This is a genomic window from Dyella sp. SG609 (genome assembly GCF_012275375.1).
GTDB classification, from domain to species: Bacteria; Pseudomonadota; Gammaproteobacteria; order Xanthomonadales; family Rhodanobacteraceae; genus Dyella_D; species Dyella_D marensis.
The window spans coordinates 83166-102213 of record NZ_JAAZQJ010000004.1 but is presented as its reverse complement, the minus strand read 5'-3'; the positions used below and the strand labels follow the sequence as shown (position 1 = coordinate 102213).

At 69.4% G+C, this 19048-nt stretch carries 11 protein-coding genes and 1 riboswitch; of the genes, 4 read left to right on the top strand and 7 right to left on the bottom strand.

All coding sequences use genetic code 11. From position 1 onward, the window contains the following. Positions 1–27: 27 nt before the first annotated feature. Positions 28–2736 carry a phosphoenolpyruvate carboxylase gene (gene ppc, locus FHW85_RS09040; protein WP_167252522.1) on the bottom strand — a complete coding sequence of 903 codons (2709 nt, stop codon included), beginning with the start codon at positions 2734–2736 and terminating at the stop codon, positions 28–30. Positions 2737–2959: 223 nt separating this feature from the next. After that, positions 2960–5440: a prolyl oligopeptidase family serine peptidase gene (locus tag FHW85_RS09035; RefSeq protein ID WP_168648038.1), complete on the bottom strand. Its 2481-nt coding sequence runs from the start codon at positions 5438–5440 to the stop codon at positions 2960–2962. Between the two features lie 148 nt (positions 5441–5588). Continuing rightward, positions 5589–5693: riboswitch (S-adenosyl-L-homocysteine riboswitch) on the top strand. 42 nt (positions 5694–5735) lie between these two features. Here FHW85_RS09035 and ahcY point away from each other — a divergent pair. The 4 genes from ahcY to FHW85_RS09015 all read left to right on the top strand — a co-directional run bounded on the left by ahcY (position 5736) and on the right by FHW85_RS09015 (position 9909). After that, positions 5736–7169, top strand: a complete 1434-nt coding sequence (ahcY, locus tag FHW85_RS09030; protein WP_168648037.1) for an adenosylhomocysteinase — start codon at positions 5736–5738, stop codon at positions 7167–7169. A 257-nt stretch (positions 7170–7426) separates the two neighbouring features. Beyond that, on the top strand, positions 7427–8254 hold the full coding sequence (gene metF / locus FHW85_RS09025; RefSeq protein WP_167252525.1) for a methylenetetrahydrofolate reductase [NAD(P)H]: 828 nt from the start codon (positions 7427–7429) through the stop codon (positions 8252–8254). Between the two features lie 48 nt (positions 8255–8302). Continuing rightward, entirely contained in the window at positions 8303–8884 is a 582-nt protein-coding gene (locus tag FHW85_RS09020) for a DUF4124 domain-containing protein (protein WP_168648036.1), read from the top strand. 107 nt (positions 8885–8991) lie between these two features. Continuing rightward, positions 8992–9909 (top strand): branched-chain amino acid transaminase, encoded by a 918-nt coding sequence (locus FHW85_RS09015; RefSeq protein ID WP_168648035.1) that lies wholly within the window; start codon positions 8992–8994, stop codon positions 9907–9909. 169 nt (positions 9910–10078) lie between these two features. Here the strand turns inward: FHW85_RS09015 and FHW85_RS09010 are convergent, their stop codons facing one another. From FHW85_RS09010 to FHW85_RS08990, 5 genes are read right to left on the bottom strand one after another with little or no spacing between them, the layout of a single operon-like run. Further along, positions 10079–11368 (bottom strand): condensation domain-containing protein, encoded by a 1290-nt coding sequence (locus FHW85_RS09010; protein ID WP_168648034.1) that lies wholly within the window; start codon positions 11366–11368, stop codon positions 10079–10081. Further along, the gene (locus tag FHW85_RS09005; RefSeq protein ID WP_168648033.1) at positions 11365–12342 is read right to left on the bottom strand and encodes a glycosyltransferase family 2 protein; all 978 of its coding nucleotides are present in this window, start codon (positions 12340–12342) and stop codon (positions 11365–11367) included. The genes FHW85_RS09010 and FHW85_RS09005 overlap by 4 nt, the downstream gene beginning before the upstream one ends. Continuing rightward, positions 12339–13673, bottom strand: coding sequence for a condensation domain-containing protein (locus FHW85_RS09000; RefSeq protein ID WP_168648032.1), 1335 nt, complete (start codon positions 13671–13673; stop codon positions 12339–12341). Before FHW85_RS09000 ends, FHW85_RS09005 begins: the two co-directional genes overlap by 4 nt. Then, positions 13670–14995 (bottom strand): glycosyltransferase, encoded by a 1326-nt coding sequence (locus tag FHW85_RS08995; protein ID WP_168648031.1) that lies wholly within the window; start codon positions 14993–14995, stop codon positions 13670–13672. Before FHW85_RS08995 ends, FHW85_RS09000 begins: the two co-directional genes overlap by 4 nt. Next, a complete protein-coding gene (locus tag FHW85_RS08990; RefSeq protein WP_168648030.1) occupies positions 14992–19020 on the bottom strand; it encodes a non-ribosomal peptide synthetase in 4029 nt (1342 codons plus the stop codon). The genes FHW85_RS08995 and FHW85_RS08990 overlap by 4 nt, the downstream gene beginning before the upstream one ends. Between the last annotated feature and the right edge of the window lie 28 nt (positions 19021–19048).

Here is a 19048-nt window from a genome sequence, read left to right as displayed (position 1 = left end):
CCCGGCAGGCCTCTCCAGCGCGGCCTTTCAACCGGTGTTCTGCAGCCCCTGCGATACGCCGTTCACGCAAGCGACCAGCGCGCGCAGCAACGCATCGTCCTCGCTGCCGCCCGCGCGCCAGCGGCGCAGCAGATCCACCTGCAGCAGGCTCATCGGATCGATATAGGGATTGCGCAGGCGGATCGACACCTTCAGCTTCGGCGCATCGCGCAGCAGTTCGTCCGCCCCTTTCAGGCGCAGCACCCAGCGCGTGGTGCGTTCGAATTCCTCGCGGATCAGCGCGAAGAACGGCTCGTGCAGTTCGCCGGCCAACTGCGAGAAGGCCTCGGCAATATCCAGGTCGCTCTTGGCCAGCACCATCTCCACGTCGTCCAGCATATTGGCGAAGAACGGCCAGTCGCTTGCCATCTCCGCCAGCGCCTCCTCGCCGAAAGCCGCGGCGCCCTGCTCCAGCGCCGTGCCCAGTCCGTACCAGCCGGTGATGATCGAGCGGCACTGCGTCCACGCGAACACCCACGGGATCGCGCGCAGATCCTGCACGCCGCGCATGCTGCGGCGGCGCGAAGGACGCGAGCCCAGGGTCATGCGCTCGATCACGTCGATCGGCGTGGCGCTGCGGAAATAATCGATAAAGCCGTCGCGGTCGACGAAGGCGCGATACGTCTTGCGGCTGTTCGCCGCCAGCTCGCCCATGCGCTCGCGCCACACCGCCTCGCGCTCGTCCTGCTCGCGCGGACGCAGGCTGGCGCGCAGCACCGCGCCCACGGTCTGTTCCAGATTGCGCAGCGCCAAGGCGCGGATGCCGTACTTGCGATGGATCACCTCGCCCTGCTCGGTCACGCGCAGCACGCCGGCCACCGAACCGCGCGGCGAGGACATCAGCGCCGGCGCGATGCGCGCGCCGCCGCGGCTGGCCGAACCGCCGCGGCCATGGAAGAACGACAGCCGCACACCGGCCTCGTTCGCCACTTCCAGCAGCTCCACCTGCGCGCGCTGCAGGCCCCAGCGCGAGGCCAGCGTGCCGCCGTCCTTGCCGCTGTCCGAATAACCCAGCATCACCCACTGGCGGCCGCCGCGCTGGTCGAGATGGGCGCGGTAGACCGGGTCGCCGAACAGCGCGCGCAGGGTTGCCGGCGCATTGGCCAGGTCGTCCACGGTTTCGAACAGCGGAGCCACGTCCAGCGGCACGCGGTCTTCCTCGGCCACCAGCCCGCCATGCCGCGCCAGCGCCAGCACCGCCAGCACGTCGGCGGCGGAGCGCGCCATGCTGATGATGTACAGGCCCACCGCATCGCTGCCGTAACGCTTGCGCGCATCGCGCAGCGTGGCGAACACCGCCTTCAATGATTGCGCGCCGGCATCGTCGCTGTCGCCGAACGCGCGTTCGCCGCTCGCATACGGCTGCAAGGCCTGCGCACGCGCCGCGTCGTCGCGCTCGGGCCAGTCCGCCTCGCCGAACAGGGCGGCGAGCGCATCGTCGTGCACGCGCGAGTCCTGCCGTACGTCCAGCCGCGCCAGATGGAAGCCGAAGCTGCGCACGCGCCAGATCAGGCGCTGCACCGCGTACGCGCCGGCATGCAGGCCGCGATGATCGAGCAGGCTGTCGGCAATCAGCTGCAGGTCGGCCAGCAGGTCCTGCGGCGACGCATAGGCTTCCGGATGATCGTCGTCGTGCGTGGCCTGCAGGCGCGCCTTGACCACGGCGAGGAAGGCGCGGTACGGCATGTCCGCATGGCGCGGCCGCACCTGCGCCGCGGCCTCCGGGAAACGCTGGCGATAATCGGCCAGGCGCCGCGCCAGTCCGTCGTCGACGCCCACGCGCCCCTCGGTCTGGCTGAGCAGCCGCGCCAGTCCGGCGATGTCGTCGATGTAATGCTCCAGCACGTGCGCGCGCTGGTTGCCGAGGCTGGCCGCGATGGTGTCCGCGCCCACGTTCGGATTGCCGTCCATGTCGCCGCCCACCCAGGTGGCGAACGACAGCAGGCGCGGCAACGCCACCGCCACGCCGTAGACCTGCTGCAGCGCATCCGCCAGCGACTCGTACAGCGCCGGCACGATGCGGTAGATCGGATTGGCCAGGTAGAAACCGACGTGGTGATGCTCGTCCTGCACGCTGGGCCGCACGGGTGAAGCTTCGGCGGTCTGCCACGCGGAGGACAGCGCCATGAAGATGCGGTCGTCGTCTTCCTTGCGTTCCTGCGGCGTGCGGCTGGGATCGAAGTTGTCGATCAGCGCGCGCACGATCGCCTGTTCCTTCTCCAGCAGCGAGCGGCGCATCGCTTCGGTCGGATGCGCGGTGAACACCGGTTCCACCCGCAGCCGCGCCAGCCATTCCAGCAGCTCGGCCGCACCGACGCCCTGCTCCTTCAGGCGGCCGAGCGCATCGAGCAGCGATTCGGGCTGCGGCGCATGGTCCTCGCGCTGGTAATCGCGGCGGCGGCGGATGCGGTGCACGCGCTCGGCGATGTTCACCGCCTGGAAATACGTTGCGAAGGCGCGCGCCAGCGCTTCGGCATGCGCGGTCTCCACACCGGTCAGCGGTTCCGCCAGCAGAGCCAGCGGCGCGCCCTCGTGGCGGCGCGCGATGGCAGCGGTGCGCACGCGTTCGACTTCATCGAGGAATGCCGGCGCCACCTGCTCGGCGAGCATGTTGCCGACCAGGGTGCCTAAACGGCGGACGTCTTCGCGCAGGGGGGCATCGTGCGGAGCGAACTCGGGACTGCGCTGCTGGGCCATCGGAACCTGGGTCGGCGGATGTCTGGACTTCCAAGACTACCCCGAACGAATGGCCTTTTGTGCGGCGCCGCATGAGCTCGCAAAGTTGCTTATGAAACGAATGAGCCGGGGTAGGTTGGGGTGAGCCATAGGCGAACCCCAACATCGGTGCCCTCGTACGCTTCGCGATGTTGGGGTTCGCCTATGGCTCACCCCAACCTACGCCAGGCGTTGGCGCCAAGCGTCAATGTGCTGGCGGGTTCTTCACATACCGCTCCAGCCAATCGTTGGACTCCGCCAGCATCTGCATGATCGATTCGCGCGCGCGGTACGCATGCGCTTCGTTCGGCAGCATCACCAGCCGCGCCGTACCGCCCAGCCCCTTCACCGCCGCGTACAGGCGCTCGCTCTGGATCGGGAAGGTGCCGGAGTTGTTGTCCTGTTCGCCGTGGATCAGCAGCAGCGCGTCCTTGATGTGGTCGGCGTAGTTGAACGGCGACATCGCGCTGTACACCTCCTGCGCCTGCCAGTAGTTGCGCTCCTCCGACTGGAAGCCGAACGGCGTCAGCGTGCGGTTGTACGCGCCGCTGCGCGCGATGCCCGCCTTGAACAGCCGCGTATGCGCGAGCAGGTTGGCGGTCATGAAGGCGCCGTAGGAATGCCCGCCCACCGCGATGCGGCCGCGCTCGGCCACGCCGCGGCGCACCACTTCGTCCACCGCCGCTTCCGCGCTCGCCACCAGCTGCGGCACGTAGGTGTCGTTAGGTTCCTTGCTGCCCTCGCCGACGATCGGCACGGAGAAATCGTCCAGCACCGTATAGCCCATCGCCAGGAACGCCTGCGGGCTCCAGTAGCTGATGCGGTTGAAGCGGTACGGCGAATCGGTGACCTGCCCCGCCGCGTCGGCCGATTTGAACTCGGTGGGATAGGCCCACATCAGCATCGGGCGCGGGCCGTCCTTCTTCGGGTCGTAGTGCGGCGGCAGGAATAGCGTGGCGGTGAGCTCGACGCCGTCCTTGCGCTTGTAGCGGATCTGCTCCTTCTTCACGTCCTTCAATTGCGGCGTGGGATGCGCGAAGTGCGTGAGCGCGCGCGGCGCGCTGCTGGAGGCCAGTTCGCGCACGTAGAAGTTCGGCGTCTCCGTAGGCGCTTCGCGCGAGGTCAACGCGCGCTTGCCCTGTGCATCGAGCAGCACCTGCGGCGCTTCGTAGTACGGCGCCTGCGAATGGAACAGGCGCTCGCTCCTGCCGCTGTCCAGGTCGACCTTGTCGATAAACGGACGGTCGCCCTCCGGCGAGGCGCCCTTGCCCAGGCGGAAGATGCCGTGCCCGTCGGCGGTGACGACCAGCCGCTGCTCGCCGTGCTCGTCGATCGCCGTCGCGGGCAGGCCCGGGTCCTTGTAGCGGTCTTCGGAGGAACCTTCGCGCACCAGCTTCGGCGCCTGCTCCGGACGGTCCGGCGCGATGCGCCATTCCTTCACCTGGCGCGTCTTCCACCAGAACTCCTCGATCAGCGCCAGCTCGCCCGAGCCCCAATAGGCGCCGGCATAGCGGCTGCCCAGGCGCGCCAGCACGGTGGGCTCCTGCGTGAACGGCGCAGCCTGGGTCTTCACCAGGTCGCGCACCTCGGCCTGGCGCGCGGGGTCGCCGCCATCCTGCGCCTCGGCCCAGACCAGGGTGGCGGGTGCGTCGGCACGCCACTCGATCTCGCGCACGCCGGTGCGCACGGCGTCGTTGCCGGTGGGCAGGCCGTCGATCAGCGGCTGGTGCGCGATCTCCTTCACCAGCTTGCCGTCCAGATCCAGCACTTCGATCCGGCGCGGGAAGTAATCCACCGGCACCAGGTAGGAGAACGGCCGCTCGACCCGCTCGCGCAGCAGATAGCGGCCGTCCGGCGAGGGCGCGAGCGACAGCGTGAGCGCGGGCTCGCCCAGCCTGGTCACCTTGCCGTCGAGATCGACCAGCGCCGCCTGCGCGCGCAGGTAGTGCTCCAGCACGCGTGCGTCGTTCTCGTTGTGCAGCAGATCCTGATAGGTCGGCAGCGACTTCACGCCGCCGCCGGCGCGCGTCTCCTGCACGTTCGGGCCGGTGGGAATGCCGCCACCGGCCGGCGCCTCGCCCTGCCCGTCCGGCCGCAGTTCCACCAGCAGGCGCTTGCTGTCGGACATCCAGCGGTAGCCGCGGCCGGAGACGGTATTGAGCGGCAGTTCGGTCAGGCGGCGTGCGCTATGCGCGGCGACGTCGACCACCCACAGCTCGTTGCGCCCGGATTTCGCATCCACCTGGTTGAAGGCCAGGAAGCGCTGGTCCGGCGACCAGCTGGTGGTGGCTATCGACAGCGGCGCCGGCAGGCCCTGCAGGCGCTGCTCCTTGCCGCTGGCGATGTCCAGCAGCCACAGGTCGGTGCCGAAGGAGAAGCGGCTCTGCGCATAGGTGCGCGGATTGATGCGCAGGCCGGCCAGCTTCAGCTCGGGCTGCGCGACCAGGTCGATGCCGGGCAGCGCAGGGGTCTGGATCAGTGCCAGCAGGTCGCGGTGCGGGCTGATCGACAGCTGCGGCGGGCGCGGTGCATCCACCAGCGCCTGCAGCGGCGCGGGCGGCAGGCGGTAGCCATCGGCCGCGGCGGCCGCCGCGGGCGGGGCCAGCGGGGTGCGGGCGGAGGTGGCCAGCGGCAGTGCCGCCAGCAGGAAACCAACGAGGGCGAGGCGCCGGAGCGGACGGTTCATGGGGGCAGACGGCCTATGGACGAAGAAACTTGCGACGTTACCGGCCCGGCGCCGGCCGGGCCTAGGCCATCCGTCATGGTCCAGGCCGCCTGGGCACCCGGGCCGGCGTGACGAATCCCGAACGCCGCAGCGGCTATACTTCCGAACTCCCATCGAGGGGCGCTGCGACCGCGGCTGTGTCTTGCCCAGTTACAGGGCGGCACGAGTCCGGCCAGGCTCGATGGTTTTCATCGTCAAACGGCGCCCGGTCAACCGATGCGGCATTCGCTGCCGCACAAATTTCCGGAGCCACACCATGAACGCAGTAAGCAAAGAAGCCGCCGGCCAGGACTTCAAGGTCCGCGACATCTCCCTCGCCGACCTCGGCCGCCGCCGCATCCGCATGGCGGAAGAGGAAATGCCGGGCCTGATGCAGATCCGCGCCCGCTACGCCAAGGAGCAGCCGCTCAAGGGCGTGCGCCTGTCCGGTTCGCTGCACATGACCAAGGAAACCGCGGTCCTGATCGAGACCCTGAGCACCCTGGGCGCCTCGGTGCGCTGGGCCTCCTGCAACATCTTCTCCACCCAGGACGACTGCGCCGCGGCCATCGCCGCCGCCGGCATCCCGGTGTTCGCCTGGAAGGGCGAGACGCTGGAGGAATACTGGGACTGCACGCTGGACATGCTCACCCACCCGGGCATGCAAGGTCCGGAACTGATCGTCGACGACGGCGGCGACGCCACCCTGCTGATCCACAAGGGCCTGGACATGGAGAACGGCGACGACTGGGTCAACACGCCCAGCGGCAACCATGAGGAGCAGGTGATCAAGGACCTGCTCAAGCGCACCGCCAAGGAGCGTCCCGGCTTCTGGAAGAAGGTCGCGGCCGACTGGAAGGGCGTCTCCGAGGAGACCACCACCGGCGTGCACCGCCTGTACCAGATGATGGAAGCGGGCAAGCTGCTGGTGCCGGCGATCAACGTCAACGACTCGGTCACCAAGAGCAAGTTCGACAACCTGTACGGCTGCCGCGAGTCGCTGGCCGACGGCATCAAGCGCGCCACCGACCTGATGGTCGCCGGCAAGGTCGCCGTGGTGTGCGGCTACGGCGACGTGGGCAAGGGCTGCGCGCACTCGCTGAAGGGCTTCGGCGCGCGCGTGATCGTCACCGAGATCGACCCGATCAACGCCCTGCAGGCGGCGATGGAAGGCTTCCAGGTCACCACCGTGGAAGACACGCTCGGCATGGCCGACATCTATGTCACCACCACCGGCAACAAGGACATCATCACGCTGGAGCACATGGCGGCGATGAAGAACAACGCCCTGGTGTGCAACATCGGCCACTTCGACAACGAGATCCAGATCGACCGCCTGAACGGCGCCAAGGACGTGTCGCGCGAGACCATCAAGCCGCAGGTCGACCGCTACACCTTCGGCAAGACGGGCCACAGCATCTACATGCTGGCCGAAGGCCGCCTGGTGAACCTCGGCTGCGCGCACGGCCATCCGAGCTTCGTGATGTCCAACAGCTTCTCCAACCAGACGCTGGCGCAGCTCGACCTGTGGAAGAACAAGGACGTCTACGAGAAGACCGTCTACCGCCTGCCCAAGCAGCTGGACGAGGAAGTCGCCCGCCTGCACCTGGAGCAGATCGGCGTGAAGCTGACCAAGCTGACCCCGGATCAGGCCGCCTACATCGGCGTGCCGGTGGAAGGCCCGTACAAGCCGGACCACTACCGCTACTGAGCGTCGGTCCAGCGGGAACGAAAGGCGCGCGGTGCGAACCGCGCGCTTTTTTTATGCCCGCCACCGCCTCATCGACCGGCGTAGGTTGGGGTGAGCCGCAGGCGAACCCCAACAGTGCGCGGCCTGGCCAAGCCTGCGATGTTGGGGTTCGCCGGCGGCTCACCCCAACCTACGCCGTGGTTGCGATCCATCCATATATCGCTTCATCGCGACCAAGAGATATATACTCGCCCGCATCGCCCACCGAGACTCCGACGATGCCGGCCATCAGCTTCGAATTCTTCCCGCCCAAGACCGACGAGCAACGCGACCAGCTCGACCGCACCGCCCGCTTGCTGAAGGGGCGCGGGCCGGACTATGTCTCGGTGACCTTCGGCGCCGGCGGTTCCACCCTCAGCTACACCGGCGAGACGGTGGCGCGCCTGCACCGCGAGCACGGCCTGGACGTGGCGCCGCATCTGTCTTGCATGGGCGGCACCCGCGCCGAGATCGCCGAACTGCTGGACGGCTACCGCGCCGCCGGCTACCGCCGCCTGGTGGCGCTGCGCGGCGACCTGCCCTCGGGCATGGCCTCGCCCGGCGACTTCCGCTACGCGGCCGAACTGGTCGGCTTTATCCGCCAGCACAGCGGGGAGCATTTCCATATCGAAGTGGCGGCTTATCCGGAAACCCATCCGCAGGCCGACGACGCGCTGGCCGACCTGCGCCACTTCAAGAGCAAGGTCGACGCCGGCGCCAATGGCGCGATCACCCAGTACTTCTACAACGCCGACGCCTACTTCCGTTTCCTCGACGACGTGCGCCGCCTGGGCGTGGACGTACCGGTGGTGCCGGGCATCATGCCGATCGGCAATTTCTCGCAGCTCAAGCGCTTCTCCGATGCCTGCGGCGCGGAGATCCCGCGCTGGATCGCCAAGCGCATGCAGGCGCATGGCGACGATGCCGAATCGATCCGCGAACTGGCCGCCGACGTGGTGGCGCAGCTGTGCCAGCGCCTGCTGGACGGCGGCGCGCCGGGCCTGCACTTCTACACGCTCAACCGCGCCAAGGCGACGCAGGCCGTGCTGGAGCGGCTGTCGATTTAAGCGGCAGGTCGAGCTTTCAGTCAGGCCGCGCGGGTTATCCTGCGCGGCATGCGTCTCTTCCTCGTTGCTTCCGCGCTGTTCCTCTCCCTCTGGCTGCTGCCCGCTCCCGCCAACGCGCAGGAGGGCGTGCACCGCTGCATCGGCCCCGACGGCAATCCGCTGTTCACCGACCAGCCCTGCGCCGCACTGAAAGCCACACCGGTGCAGGCCGCGCCGAAATCCGCCGCTCCCGCGCCCAACGCGCCGGTGGCCTCCGCGCCGCCGCCGATCCTGTGCGCCACCAGCGTGGCCGAGCTGCGCCAGAGCGTCACCGACGCCTTCGCCACGCGCGATCCCAACCGCCTCGCCGGCCTGATGCTGTGGGAAGGCGCGGGGCGCAATGCGGTGGTGTCCGACATCCGCTCCCTGGGTGCGCTGATGAAACGCCCGCTGCTGGATTTCGGCGAACAGAGCGCGGCGGAGCAGACCGGCGGCAACGATCCCGATGCGCCGCCCGCCGAACATCCCGCGCCGCAGGAGCGCCAGCTGGTGGTGCACACCGCCTCGGACGACGCCAGCGGCGAGCCGAAGGAAACACGCTTCGACATCGTGCGCCGTTCCGGCTGCCTGTGGCTGCGCAGCGCCGGCTGAGCCGCACATCGCCGCGATTCGAACGAGCGCTTGAACCCCTGCAAGGCGGCTGAAAGATGAGCCCGCCCGCCAGCGGTTATCATGTCGCTCATTTTCGGAGAATCGACATGGCGCAGCAGTATCCCGAATGGATCTGGCAGAACGGCCAGATCAAGCCCTGGCGCGAGGCCACCACGCATGTGATGTCGCACGCGCTGCATTACGGCTCGTCGGTGTTCGAAGGCATCCGCAGCTACGCCACGCCGGACGGCGCCGCGATCTTCCGCCTCACCGACCATCTCAAGCGCCTGTACCAGTCGGCCAAGATCTACGACATGGTGCTGCCCTATTCGCAGGACGAAATCGCCGCGGCCTGCCGCGACGTGATCAAGCAGAACGGCCTGGGCGCCGCGTATCTGCGACCGGTCGCCTACCGCGGCCTCGGCGGCTTCGGCCTGTCAGCGGAAACGCCGATCGACGTGGCGGTGGCCGCGTGGCCGATGGGCCCGTACCTCGGGCCGGAGGCGCTGGAAAGCGGCATCGACGCCTGCGTGTCGAGCTGGCAGCGCTTCGCGCCGAACACCATTCCGGCCGGCGCCAAGGCCGGCGGCAATTACCTCTCCGGCCAGCTGATCGCGCGTGAAGCGCGCCGCCTGGGCTTCGGCGAAGGCATCGCGCTGGCCAATACCGGCCTGCTCAGCGAAGGCGCGGGCGAGAACCTGTTCCTGGTCTTCGACGGCGTGCTGCACACCACGCCGGCCAGCGCCTCGATCCTCACCGGCATCACCCGCCACACGCTGATGACGCTGGCGCGCGAAGACGGCATCGAAGTGATCGAGCGCGACATCCCGCGCGAATACCTGTACCTGTGCGACGAGCTGCTGATGTGCGGCACCGCCGCGGAGATCACCCCGATCCGCTCGGTCGACGGCAAGAAGATCGGCTCGGGCAAGGCCGGCCGCGTGACGCGCCGGATGCAGGAGCTGTTCTTCGGGCTGTTCAATGGCAAGACCAACGACCAGTGGGGTTGGCTGGAGCCGGTGTAATACCGGTTCCCTGCCGCAACTTCCCACTCTCGTCATTCCGGCGCAGGCCGGAATCCAGTGACGATATCGATCGGTTGTCGCGAAAGCCTGGACGTCAGCGCTTTCGCATATCCATATGTTGTCGTTACTGGATTCCGGCCTGCGCCGGAATGACGCTATAGGCAAGGCATCAGTCGACCGCCAACGTCACCGCCGGCTCGACCTCGCGCCTGCGATGCGCCGCCTGCTCCCGCAACACCCCCATGAACGCCTGCTCCAGCGCATCCACCTGCGCCGCGCTCATGCACTGCTCCTCGCCGATGAACACGAAGCGCAGCCGACCGTGCAGCGCGAACGCCACCAGGCCCAGCGGACGCACGCCGAAGGAGCGCACCGACAAGGTGAAATCCTCCAGCCGGAACGGCGCCTGCGCCTCCAGCAGATCGATCGGCCCCAGGTTGGAAAAGGAAAACTGATTCCAGTTGCCATTGCGGCTGAGCGCATCGCCCAGCCGCACGATGGCGTTCAACTTGTGCTCCGACGGCGGCTTCAGCATTTCGCAGAAGCGGTACTTGCCGGGAATCGCCAGCAGTTCCTGCTCCATCTTGCCGGCCATCTCGCGATAGATGTCGCGCGCCCGCTCCCACAGGTCCGCGCCGCGCTCGCACCCCACTTCGATCTTGAAGCTGCCGCCGCCGAAGAACAGCATGTCGTCCTTCAGCTGCGCCAGCCGGCCGCGGCGCGCGTCGATCGGATTGTCGATGCGCGTGGGCGCGCGCTTGCCCAGCGCCGACTGCAAGGCCAGATCCAGGATCGCCAGCAAGGCCGCATGCATCGACACCTGCTCGACCCGGCAGCGATGCTTGAGCACCGCGGTCAGCCCCGCATCCACATGCCATTCCCGCCGCAAGGTGTCGTGGCGCGGCGGCCGGCGCGAGGGCGGGATCGCCGCGATCAGCCCGTTGATCACCGCCGCGACCATGCGCTGCCTGCGTTCTTCCGGGCCGCCCGGCGGAGCGGCGACGTCCAGCGGACTGATCGGCGCATACGGCAGCAGCGGCGCGTCGCTGTGCAGGCCGGCCAGCAGTTCGCGCGCCAGGGTGAGGATGCTCATGCCGTCGCAGATGCGGTGCGCGGTGGTGATCAGCAGCACGCCGCCGCGCGCCGTGCGCAGCCAGGCCACGCGCAGCAGCGGTTCGTCGGGCGCGAAGACGCTGGCCTCCTCGCGCGCGATCTCCCCGGCCAGCACCTGCTCCGAGGTGCAGATCGCCACGCGCAGCGGCACCGGGCCGGCCGCGTCCAGCGCGTAGTACAAGCCGTCGCTTTCCTCGCGCAGCAGCATGCGCAGCGCCGGATGCTTGCGCTGCACGCGGTCCAGCGCCGCGCGCAGGCGTTCGACCGGCAGCGCGCCTTCGATGGTGAGGCGATAGGTGATATTGCCGTCGATCAGCCGCTCGATGGTGGTGAGCTTGCGCATCATGGCGTCTGCTCCGTGGCGACGGTGGCAGCGCCGGCAAGCGCCCCGCTGCGCGCCGGCTCCTTCTTGCAGAACGCGGCGATGCGCGGATGCAGGTCTTCGAAGGTGCCCAGCCGGCCGCGGCGCCCGTCGACGTAGCCGCAGGCAATCGCCAGCACCTTGCGCAGCTTCTGCGGCTCGAACAGCAGCACGTTGAACGCCTGGTGCAGTGCGAGCAGTCCGCCCAGCCAATGCAGCCCCCAGTGCGCGCGATACAAGCGCAAGGTATACACGCCGTTGCGTGCGCCGTAGTAGCGGCGCCACGCCGCATGGTTGGTGGTGAACAGGCGGCCGTGGCGCTCGATCTGCCCGGTGGTCTGGCGCATCGTCACCGCCGCGTTCATGCGCACCGGCACACCCTGCGTGTTGGCACGCAAGCCGTATTCGATATCGATGTACTCGATAAAGAAATCCTCGCGGAACGCGCCAAGCTGGCGGTATGCCTGCGCCGAGATCGCCGAGCCGGACGAGATCACGAACAAGGTGTCGTACACGCCTTCCGTCGGCTCGCGCATCTTCTGCGGCTTCGGCCAGCGCCGTCCCGGCGGCATCACCACCATGAACTTTTCCAGGTTGATCTCGTAGATCTTCGGCCCGAGGACGAAAGCCTCGCCCGGTTCGCGCTCGCAGGCCTGCATCATCGCGGCGAAAAAGTCGTCGCCGATATCCGAATCCTGATCGAGCAGGAAGATCACCTCGCAGCCGCGTTCGAGCAGCAGCTCCGCGCCGCGGTTGTAGGCGCCGGCCAGGCCGCCGCGATTGGCGTTGTGCAGCACCGTGCAGCCCTGCCGCTGCAGCACGTCGTACAGCGCCAGATCCGGCTGCGGCGAGTTGTCGATTGCCACCACGTTCTGCCCCGACGCCGCCGCTTTCTCCAGATGGCGCAGGAAGGCCTCGCTGGGGTGGTACAGCACGAAGATCACGCCATAGCTTTTCATACGCTTTCCACGGGTACGGGAGCGGACAAGCCGGCCGCGGCCGGCGCCGGCAAGGCCGAAGCCGCCTGCAGCAGCTCCATCGCCAGCTGGCGGATCTGCGCGGCCTGCGCGCTGGGCAACGAGCTTTCGTCCGAGATCAAGGCCAGGTCCAGGCGTTCGGCGAAACCGACGATGGTGATCAGGCTGGCCGGCGTGGGTTCGAGCAGGGCCGAGGGCGCGTGGATCGCTTCCAGGCGGACGCCGCCTTCGTCGCGCGAGGAGTCGTCGAGGCGGCCCAGGTAAGAAAGCGACACACCGCCGCCACTGCGCTTCGAGCGCGACCACGCGAGCAGCTGGTCGAATAGCGGATGCAGCCGTTCGAGTCCCAGCAACTGTTCGTGGACCGCCGGCCCGAGGCGGTCGATCTGCCGCCGCATATCCTCGTGCAAAGCACGCGCCAGCACCCAGAAATCCGCATCGCGCGACTTGCGCCCGCCGAAGGTCAGCCGCACCGTCGGCGCCATGGTGAACAGGGCACCACCCTGCAGCGCCGGCAGATAGCGGCGCGCATCGACCGGCGCGACGAACTTCTCCACGCCGCGGACGCCGCGCACCGACCAGCAGGCCAGCATGAAAGCCGTGCACAGCGCCGCGAACACGCCGACCTCGGCGTCCTTCGCCCGCCGCACCAGCGCCTGCACCGCCGCCGGTTCGATCGACCAGCGCTGCGTATAGGCGGCGCCGTAGCTCACCGGCGCGCCGATGCGCCGCGTGCGGATAAAGGCGCCGAACAGCGCGGCCTTCAGGCGCGCGCGCCGCTGCAGCCAGCGATTACGCAGGGCTTCGGGCGGCACCACGTCGGCGCCGCCCTGCAGTTCGAAGCGCGGCCCCAGCCTGGCGTCGGGGCGGCCGCACACGGTCAGGATGTCGCGCAGCAGATTCACCGCCGACAACCCGTCGCAGATGCAGTGATGGCAGCTCAGCAGCAGATCGCTGCGCCCGGCGCCGCGCAGCCAGATCATGCGGATCAGCGGCTCGCGCCTGCCGTCGAACAGGCGCTCGCATTCCAGCCGCGCCTGCTCCTGCCAGTCGTCATCGCCCTGCCGATCGACGATGCGCAGCGCGATCGGCGGGGGCGCGTCCTGCTGCACGAACCACGGACGTCCATCGGCGTCGTGCTCCACCAGGCTTTGCAGCACGGCATGCCGCGCCTGCACGCGCTCCAGCGCCAGGCGCAGGCGCGGTTCGTCGAGCGTGCCGGACAGCGTGGCGGGCAGCACCAGCGCCACCGCGCGCTGGCCGTCCAGATACATGCCGCGCTCGAACAGCGCGAATGGCCTGCGCGCGCTCATGCCACGCTCCGCTGCGGTTCCATCGCGGCCTCCATCATTTCAACTTCCTCCAGCAAGCCCCAGCGCCGCAGATGCCGCAGCGCTTCGCCCACGCCGTCCTCGGCGCGGATCGCGCGGCCCAGCGCTTCGGCCTCGCGCAGCATCTCCGGCTGCGCCATCGCGGTGAGCGCCGCGGCCAGCGCATCGGCGTTCAAGCTGCGCCGGTCCAGCGCGGCGGGCGCCACGCCGCGGCGCTGCAGGCAGCGCGCCCAGAACGGCTGGTCGCCGTAGAACGGCACCACCGCGGCCGGAATGCCGGCGCGCGCCGCCGCTGCCGTAGTGCCCGCGCCGCCGTGATGCACGGCGCCGGCCATGCGCGGAAACAGCCAGTCGTGCGGTGCCTGGCGCAGGCCATAGATCTGCTCGTCCAGCGCGCCTTCGGCGATCTCCAGCCCGCCCCAGCCCGCCGCCAGCACCGCGCGGCGCCCGCTCTTGCGCACGCCGTCCAGCACGATGCGGGTGAACTCGGCGGCGCGGCTGCTCACCATGCTGCCGAAGCCGATATAGACCGGCTTGGGGCCGGCAGCCAGAAACTCGGCAAGTTCCGCCGGCGGCGTCCACGCCGGCGGATCGAAGAACCAGTAGCCGGTAACCTGTGAGCTGTCCGGCCAGTCCGCCGGCCGCGGCAGCACGTAGCGGCTGAAGCCGTTGATCACCTTCTCGTCCAGCGCATGGCGGCCCAGATAAGGCCCATGCCAGGGATAGCGCGGCAGGCCCAGCCGCGGCCGCACGATGTCGTTGATCGCCGGCCGCATCACATGCCACACCAGCAACCACAGCAGATGATGCGCGGCCAGGCTCACCGGGCCGGGCAGGCGGTCGCGCGAACCGCTCAGCACCATCGGCGGCAGCAGGCGCGAGGGCGTCAACGGCTGCAGGCGCGCGATGGCGAACGGCACGCCGCGCCACTCCGACAGCGCCTTGGCCAGCAAGGTGCTGTTGCTCACGCCGATCAGCAGGCCCGCGCCTTCGCTCGCCGCCATGCCTTCCTCGGCCCAGCGCTCGGCCCACAGCGCATAGCGCTGACGGAAGATGCGCGCCATCGCGCGCAGGTTGAGGCCCTGCTCGGCGATGCTGCGGTCGGCTTCCAGCATGGCCTGGAAATCGGCGGTGAGCGGAAAGAATGCCAGCCCCGCTTCGCGCACCAGCGGCTCGAAATTACCGCTGGTGGCGATGCGCACCGGATAACCCGCGCGCTGCAGCCCCTGCCCCAGCGCCACGCAGGGCCGCACGTCGCCTTGCGTGCCGATGGTGAAGATGACGATCGGCCTGGGCGCGCTCATGCGGCGGCCAGCCCCGGCTGCGGCGCCAGCGGCGTGGCGGCGCCCGCGCGCTCGTCCGGGATATCGAACAGGCGATGGCGCAGCACGGTGCCGATCGTCTCCGCCGGCGCCGGCTCCAGCACCGCCTCGTGATGGCAGGCCAGCTCCTGCACCTCGATGCGCCAGCCGATGAAGGGCCGCCACGCCGAGGGGCGGTGGTCGAGGATGCCGCCCAGGTCGCCCTCGCGCTCGGTGGCGTGGAAGAACAGAAGGTCCACGTTGATCCGGCGCGGCGTGTACTGGCGCGCCAGCTCCAGGTTGTTGCGCATCACCGCGAACAGATGCTCGATGAATTGCGGGTGGCTCTTGATGATCTCCTGCACCAGCGGGATCGAGCGCGCGTTGTAGCTGTGCAGCAGCAGCGAGGCCAGCTCCTTCAGCGTCTGCGGCGCGTCTTCGCCGGCGTGCTGGTGCAGGCCGAGGAAGTTCAGCGCGGCGCGTACTTCTTTGGCTTCCTCGCGCGGGCGCGAACGCTCGCCGGCGGTGAACAGATAGCTGTCGATCATCGCCAGCAGCTCGACGCGCTCGCCCATCGCCAGCAGCTGCTCGGCGATGGCGTGGCCGATCAGTCCGCCCATCGAACGCCCGACCAGGCGGTACGGCCCCTCGGGCTGGATGCGCCGGATCTGCGCCAGATAATCCGCCGCCACTTCCTCGATGCTGCCTGGCAGGCGCAGGTCGCCGCGCAGGCCGCGCGACTGCAGGCCGTACACCGGGACGGCCGGGTCGAGATGCCGCAGCAGCGCGGAGAAGCCCAGGCTCAGGCCCATCATCGGATGGATGCAGAACAGCGGCCGCGCCGGCGCCCTGCCCACTTCGCGCAACCGCGGCGGCGCGCGCAGCACGATCACCTCGCCGAGCGGATCGTCGCTGTCGCCGCCGAGGCGGTCGACGAAGGCCGCCAGGTTGGCCACCGTCGGCGCTTCGAACAGGCTGCCCAGCGGCAGCTCCACGCCGAATTCCGCGGGGAAGCCCACCGCCATCTCCGCCGCGGTGAGCGAATCGCCGCCGAGCTCGAAGAAGTTGTCGTGCAGGCCGACGCGTTCGATGCGCAGCAGGCGCTGCCACAGTTCCGCCAGCTTGCGTTCGACCGGCGTGGACGGTTCCACGAACGCGGCGCGCGCAATGCGGTCCGGCGCCGGCAGCGCGCGGCGGTCCAGCTTGCCGTTCGGCGTCAGCGGCAGCGCGTCCAGCAAGGTGAAGCTGGACGGCAGCGCGGGCTCCGGCAGGCGGCGCGCCAGGAACATGCGCAGCTGGTCGGAATCGACGGCGGCGGGCTCGCGCGGCACCACATAGGCGGCCACGGCGAGACTGCCGTTCGCATCGCGGAACGTGGTGACCGCCGCAGCGGCGACGCCGGCGTGCTGGGCCAGCAGGTTCTCGACCTCGCCCAGCTCGATACGATGGCCGCGGATCTTCACCTGGCTGTCGGCGCGCCCGATGAATTCCAGCAAGCCGTCGTCGCGCCAGCGCACCAGGTCGCCGGTGGCGTACATGCGGCTGCCGTCGGCAGCGAAGGGGTCGGCCGGGAAGCGTTCCTCGGTGAGCTGCGGGCGATGCAGATAGCCCTTGGCCACGCCCGCACCGCCGATGTACAGCTCGCCGATCGCGCCGGTCACCACCGGCTGCCGCGCGGCATCGAGCACGTACAGACGCGTGTTGAGGATGGGGCGGCCGATCGGCGGAATGCCGGAGCCGATCACTTCCAGCTCGTAAGCGGTGGACCACACCGTGGTTTCGGTGGGGCCATAGAACTGCGTCACCCGCGCCGCCGCGGCCTTGAGCCGCGCGGCGAGTTCCGCACCCAGCGCTTCGCCGCCCACCATGGCATGCACTTCGTCCAGCCTGGTTTCCGGGCTGCCCAGCAGGATGCGCCACAGCGACGGCGTCGCCTGCACATGGGTGACGCCGCTGGCGCGGATCAGCCGCGCCAGTTCCACCGGCTGCTGCGCGGCGCCGCTGCCGGCCATCACCACGCAGGCGCCGGCGGTGAGCGGCAGGTACAGCTCCAGCCCCGCGATATCGAAGATCACCGTGGTAACGGCAAGGAAGCGATGGCCGGGTACGGGTTCCAGCAGGCGCGCCATGCCCTGCAGGAAGTTGGCGAGATTGCGGTGGGTGACTTCCACGCCCTTGGGGCGACCGGTGGAACCGGAGGTGTAGAGCACGTAGGCAACGCCGTCGGGATGGCTCAGGTCCGGCTCGTGCACGGCTTCCAGCGCGCGCGCGTCCAGCTGTTCCGGCAGCAGCTGCATGCCGCCGCCCATGGGCAGGCGCTCGTGGATGGCGCGGGTGGCGATCAGCGCGATCGGCGCGGCATCGTCCAGCAGCAGCGCGATGCGCTCGGCCGGGCCGTCCGGATCGATCGGCAGATACGTGGCGCCGGTGCGCATGATCGCCAGCAGCACGATCAGCAGCTGCTCGTTGCGCGGCAGCGCCACGGCCACGATGTCGCCGGGCGCGATGCCGTCGTCGATCAGCTGCCGCGCCTGCGCCACGCTGCGCCGGTGCAGCTCGCGGTAGCTCAGCACGGTGTCGCCCGCGATCACCGCCGGCGCCTCCGGCCGCAGCGCCGCCTGCTGCGCCACGTGCGCGGGCAGGCCGCTCAGTTCGATCGGCGCGGCGGTGTCGTTCCAGGCCACCAGCAGGCGGTGGCGTTCTTCGTCGCCGAGCAGGTCGATGTCGCGCAGGCGCGCCTCCGGTTCGGCCAGCACGCCGTCGATCAGGCGGCACAGGCGGCGGCGGTGCTCGTCCAGTTCGTCCATGTCGTACAGCAGCGGGTTGGCGTCGAGGTCGATGCGCAGGCCGGCATCGGTGCCGCGGTCGTAGACGAAGACCATCAGGTCTTCCGCCGAACTGTTGGACATGTTGTGCGAGGACGTACCCGCGCCGGCGAAATCGAGCTGGTAATCGAACGGCTCGATATTGATGCCCAGCCAGGCCACGGCACGGCCCTGCCCGACCAGGCCCAGGTCGCGGCGCAGGTCTTCGTAGCGGTACTGCTGATGGCGCAGCGTCTGCCGCACCGCGCGGGAGACCTGTTCGAACAGGCCGCCGGCGGTGAGCTCCGCGGCGAACTGCAGGCGGATCGGCACCACGTTGGCGAAGATGCCCGGCATGCGGCGCGCCTCGGCATTGAGCCGCGCCGTCACCGGCATGCCGAACACCAGGTCTTCCGCACCGGTGACGCGGTGGTAATACGCCGCGACCAGGCCGATCAGCACCTGCGGCAGGCTGGCGCCGGTGGCCTTGCCCAGTTCGGCCAGGCGGCGCGAGGTTTCCGGCGGCAGGATCGCCGTGCTGCGGCACAGGCGGTCGGCCAGGCCGGGGCGATGCTGGCGGCGCGACAGCGTCACCGCCTCGGGCAGGTCGGCCAGCAGTTCCTTCCAGTAGTCGCGGTCGCGGCGGAAGCGGTCCGATTCGCGATACGCGCTTTCCAGTGCACTGGCGGTGGCGGCGGGCGCGAACTCGCACGGCGGCGGCTCGCTGCCCCGCACCAGGGCGGTGTACAGCTCGGCCAGGCGCCGCGCGAGCAGGCCGCCGCCGTAGCCATCCAGCACGATGTGGTGCGCGCGCTGGTACCAGACGTAGTGGTCGTCGGCGAGCTTGAACAGCACGCTGACCCACAGCGGGTCGTGTTCGAGGTCCGGGTTGCGCGAGTACTCCTCGTGCATCCACGCCTCGGCGGCCGCGCGCGGATCGGCTTCGGCGCTCATGTCGAAATAGGGAAACTGCCCGCCGTAGACCTGGCGCACCACCAGCAGCGGCTTGCCGTCGCGCTCGATCACGTTGGCGCGCATCATCTCGGCCTCGTAGACGAGGCGGTACAGCGCCTGGCGGAACAGCGGCGGCTGCACCGGGCCGCGGATATCCACCGCCTCGGCGATATTCATGATCGCGCCATCGCCGCCGATCTTGTGGTTCATCCACAGGCCGCGCTGGGCGGTGGTCAAAGGCAGCAGCACGTCGTCGCGCACATCGCTCATGGTTTTTCCCCCTGCGGCCCGCTCCGCC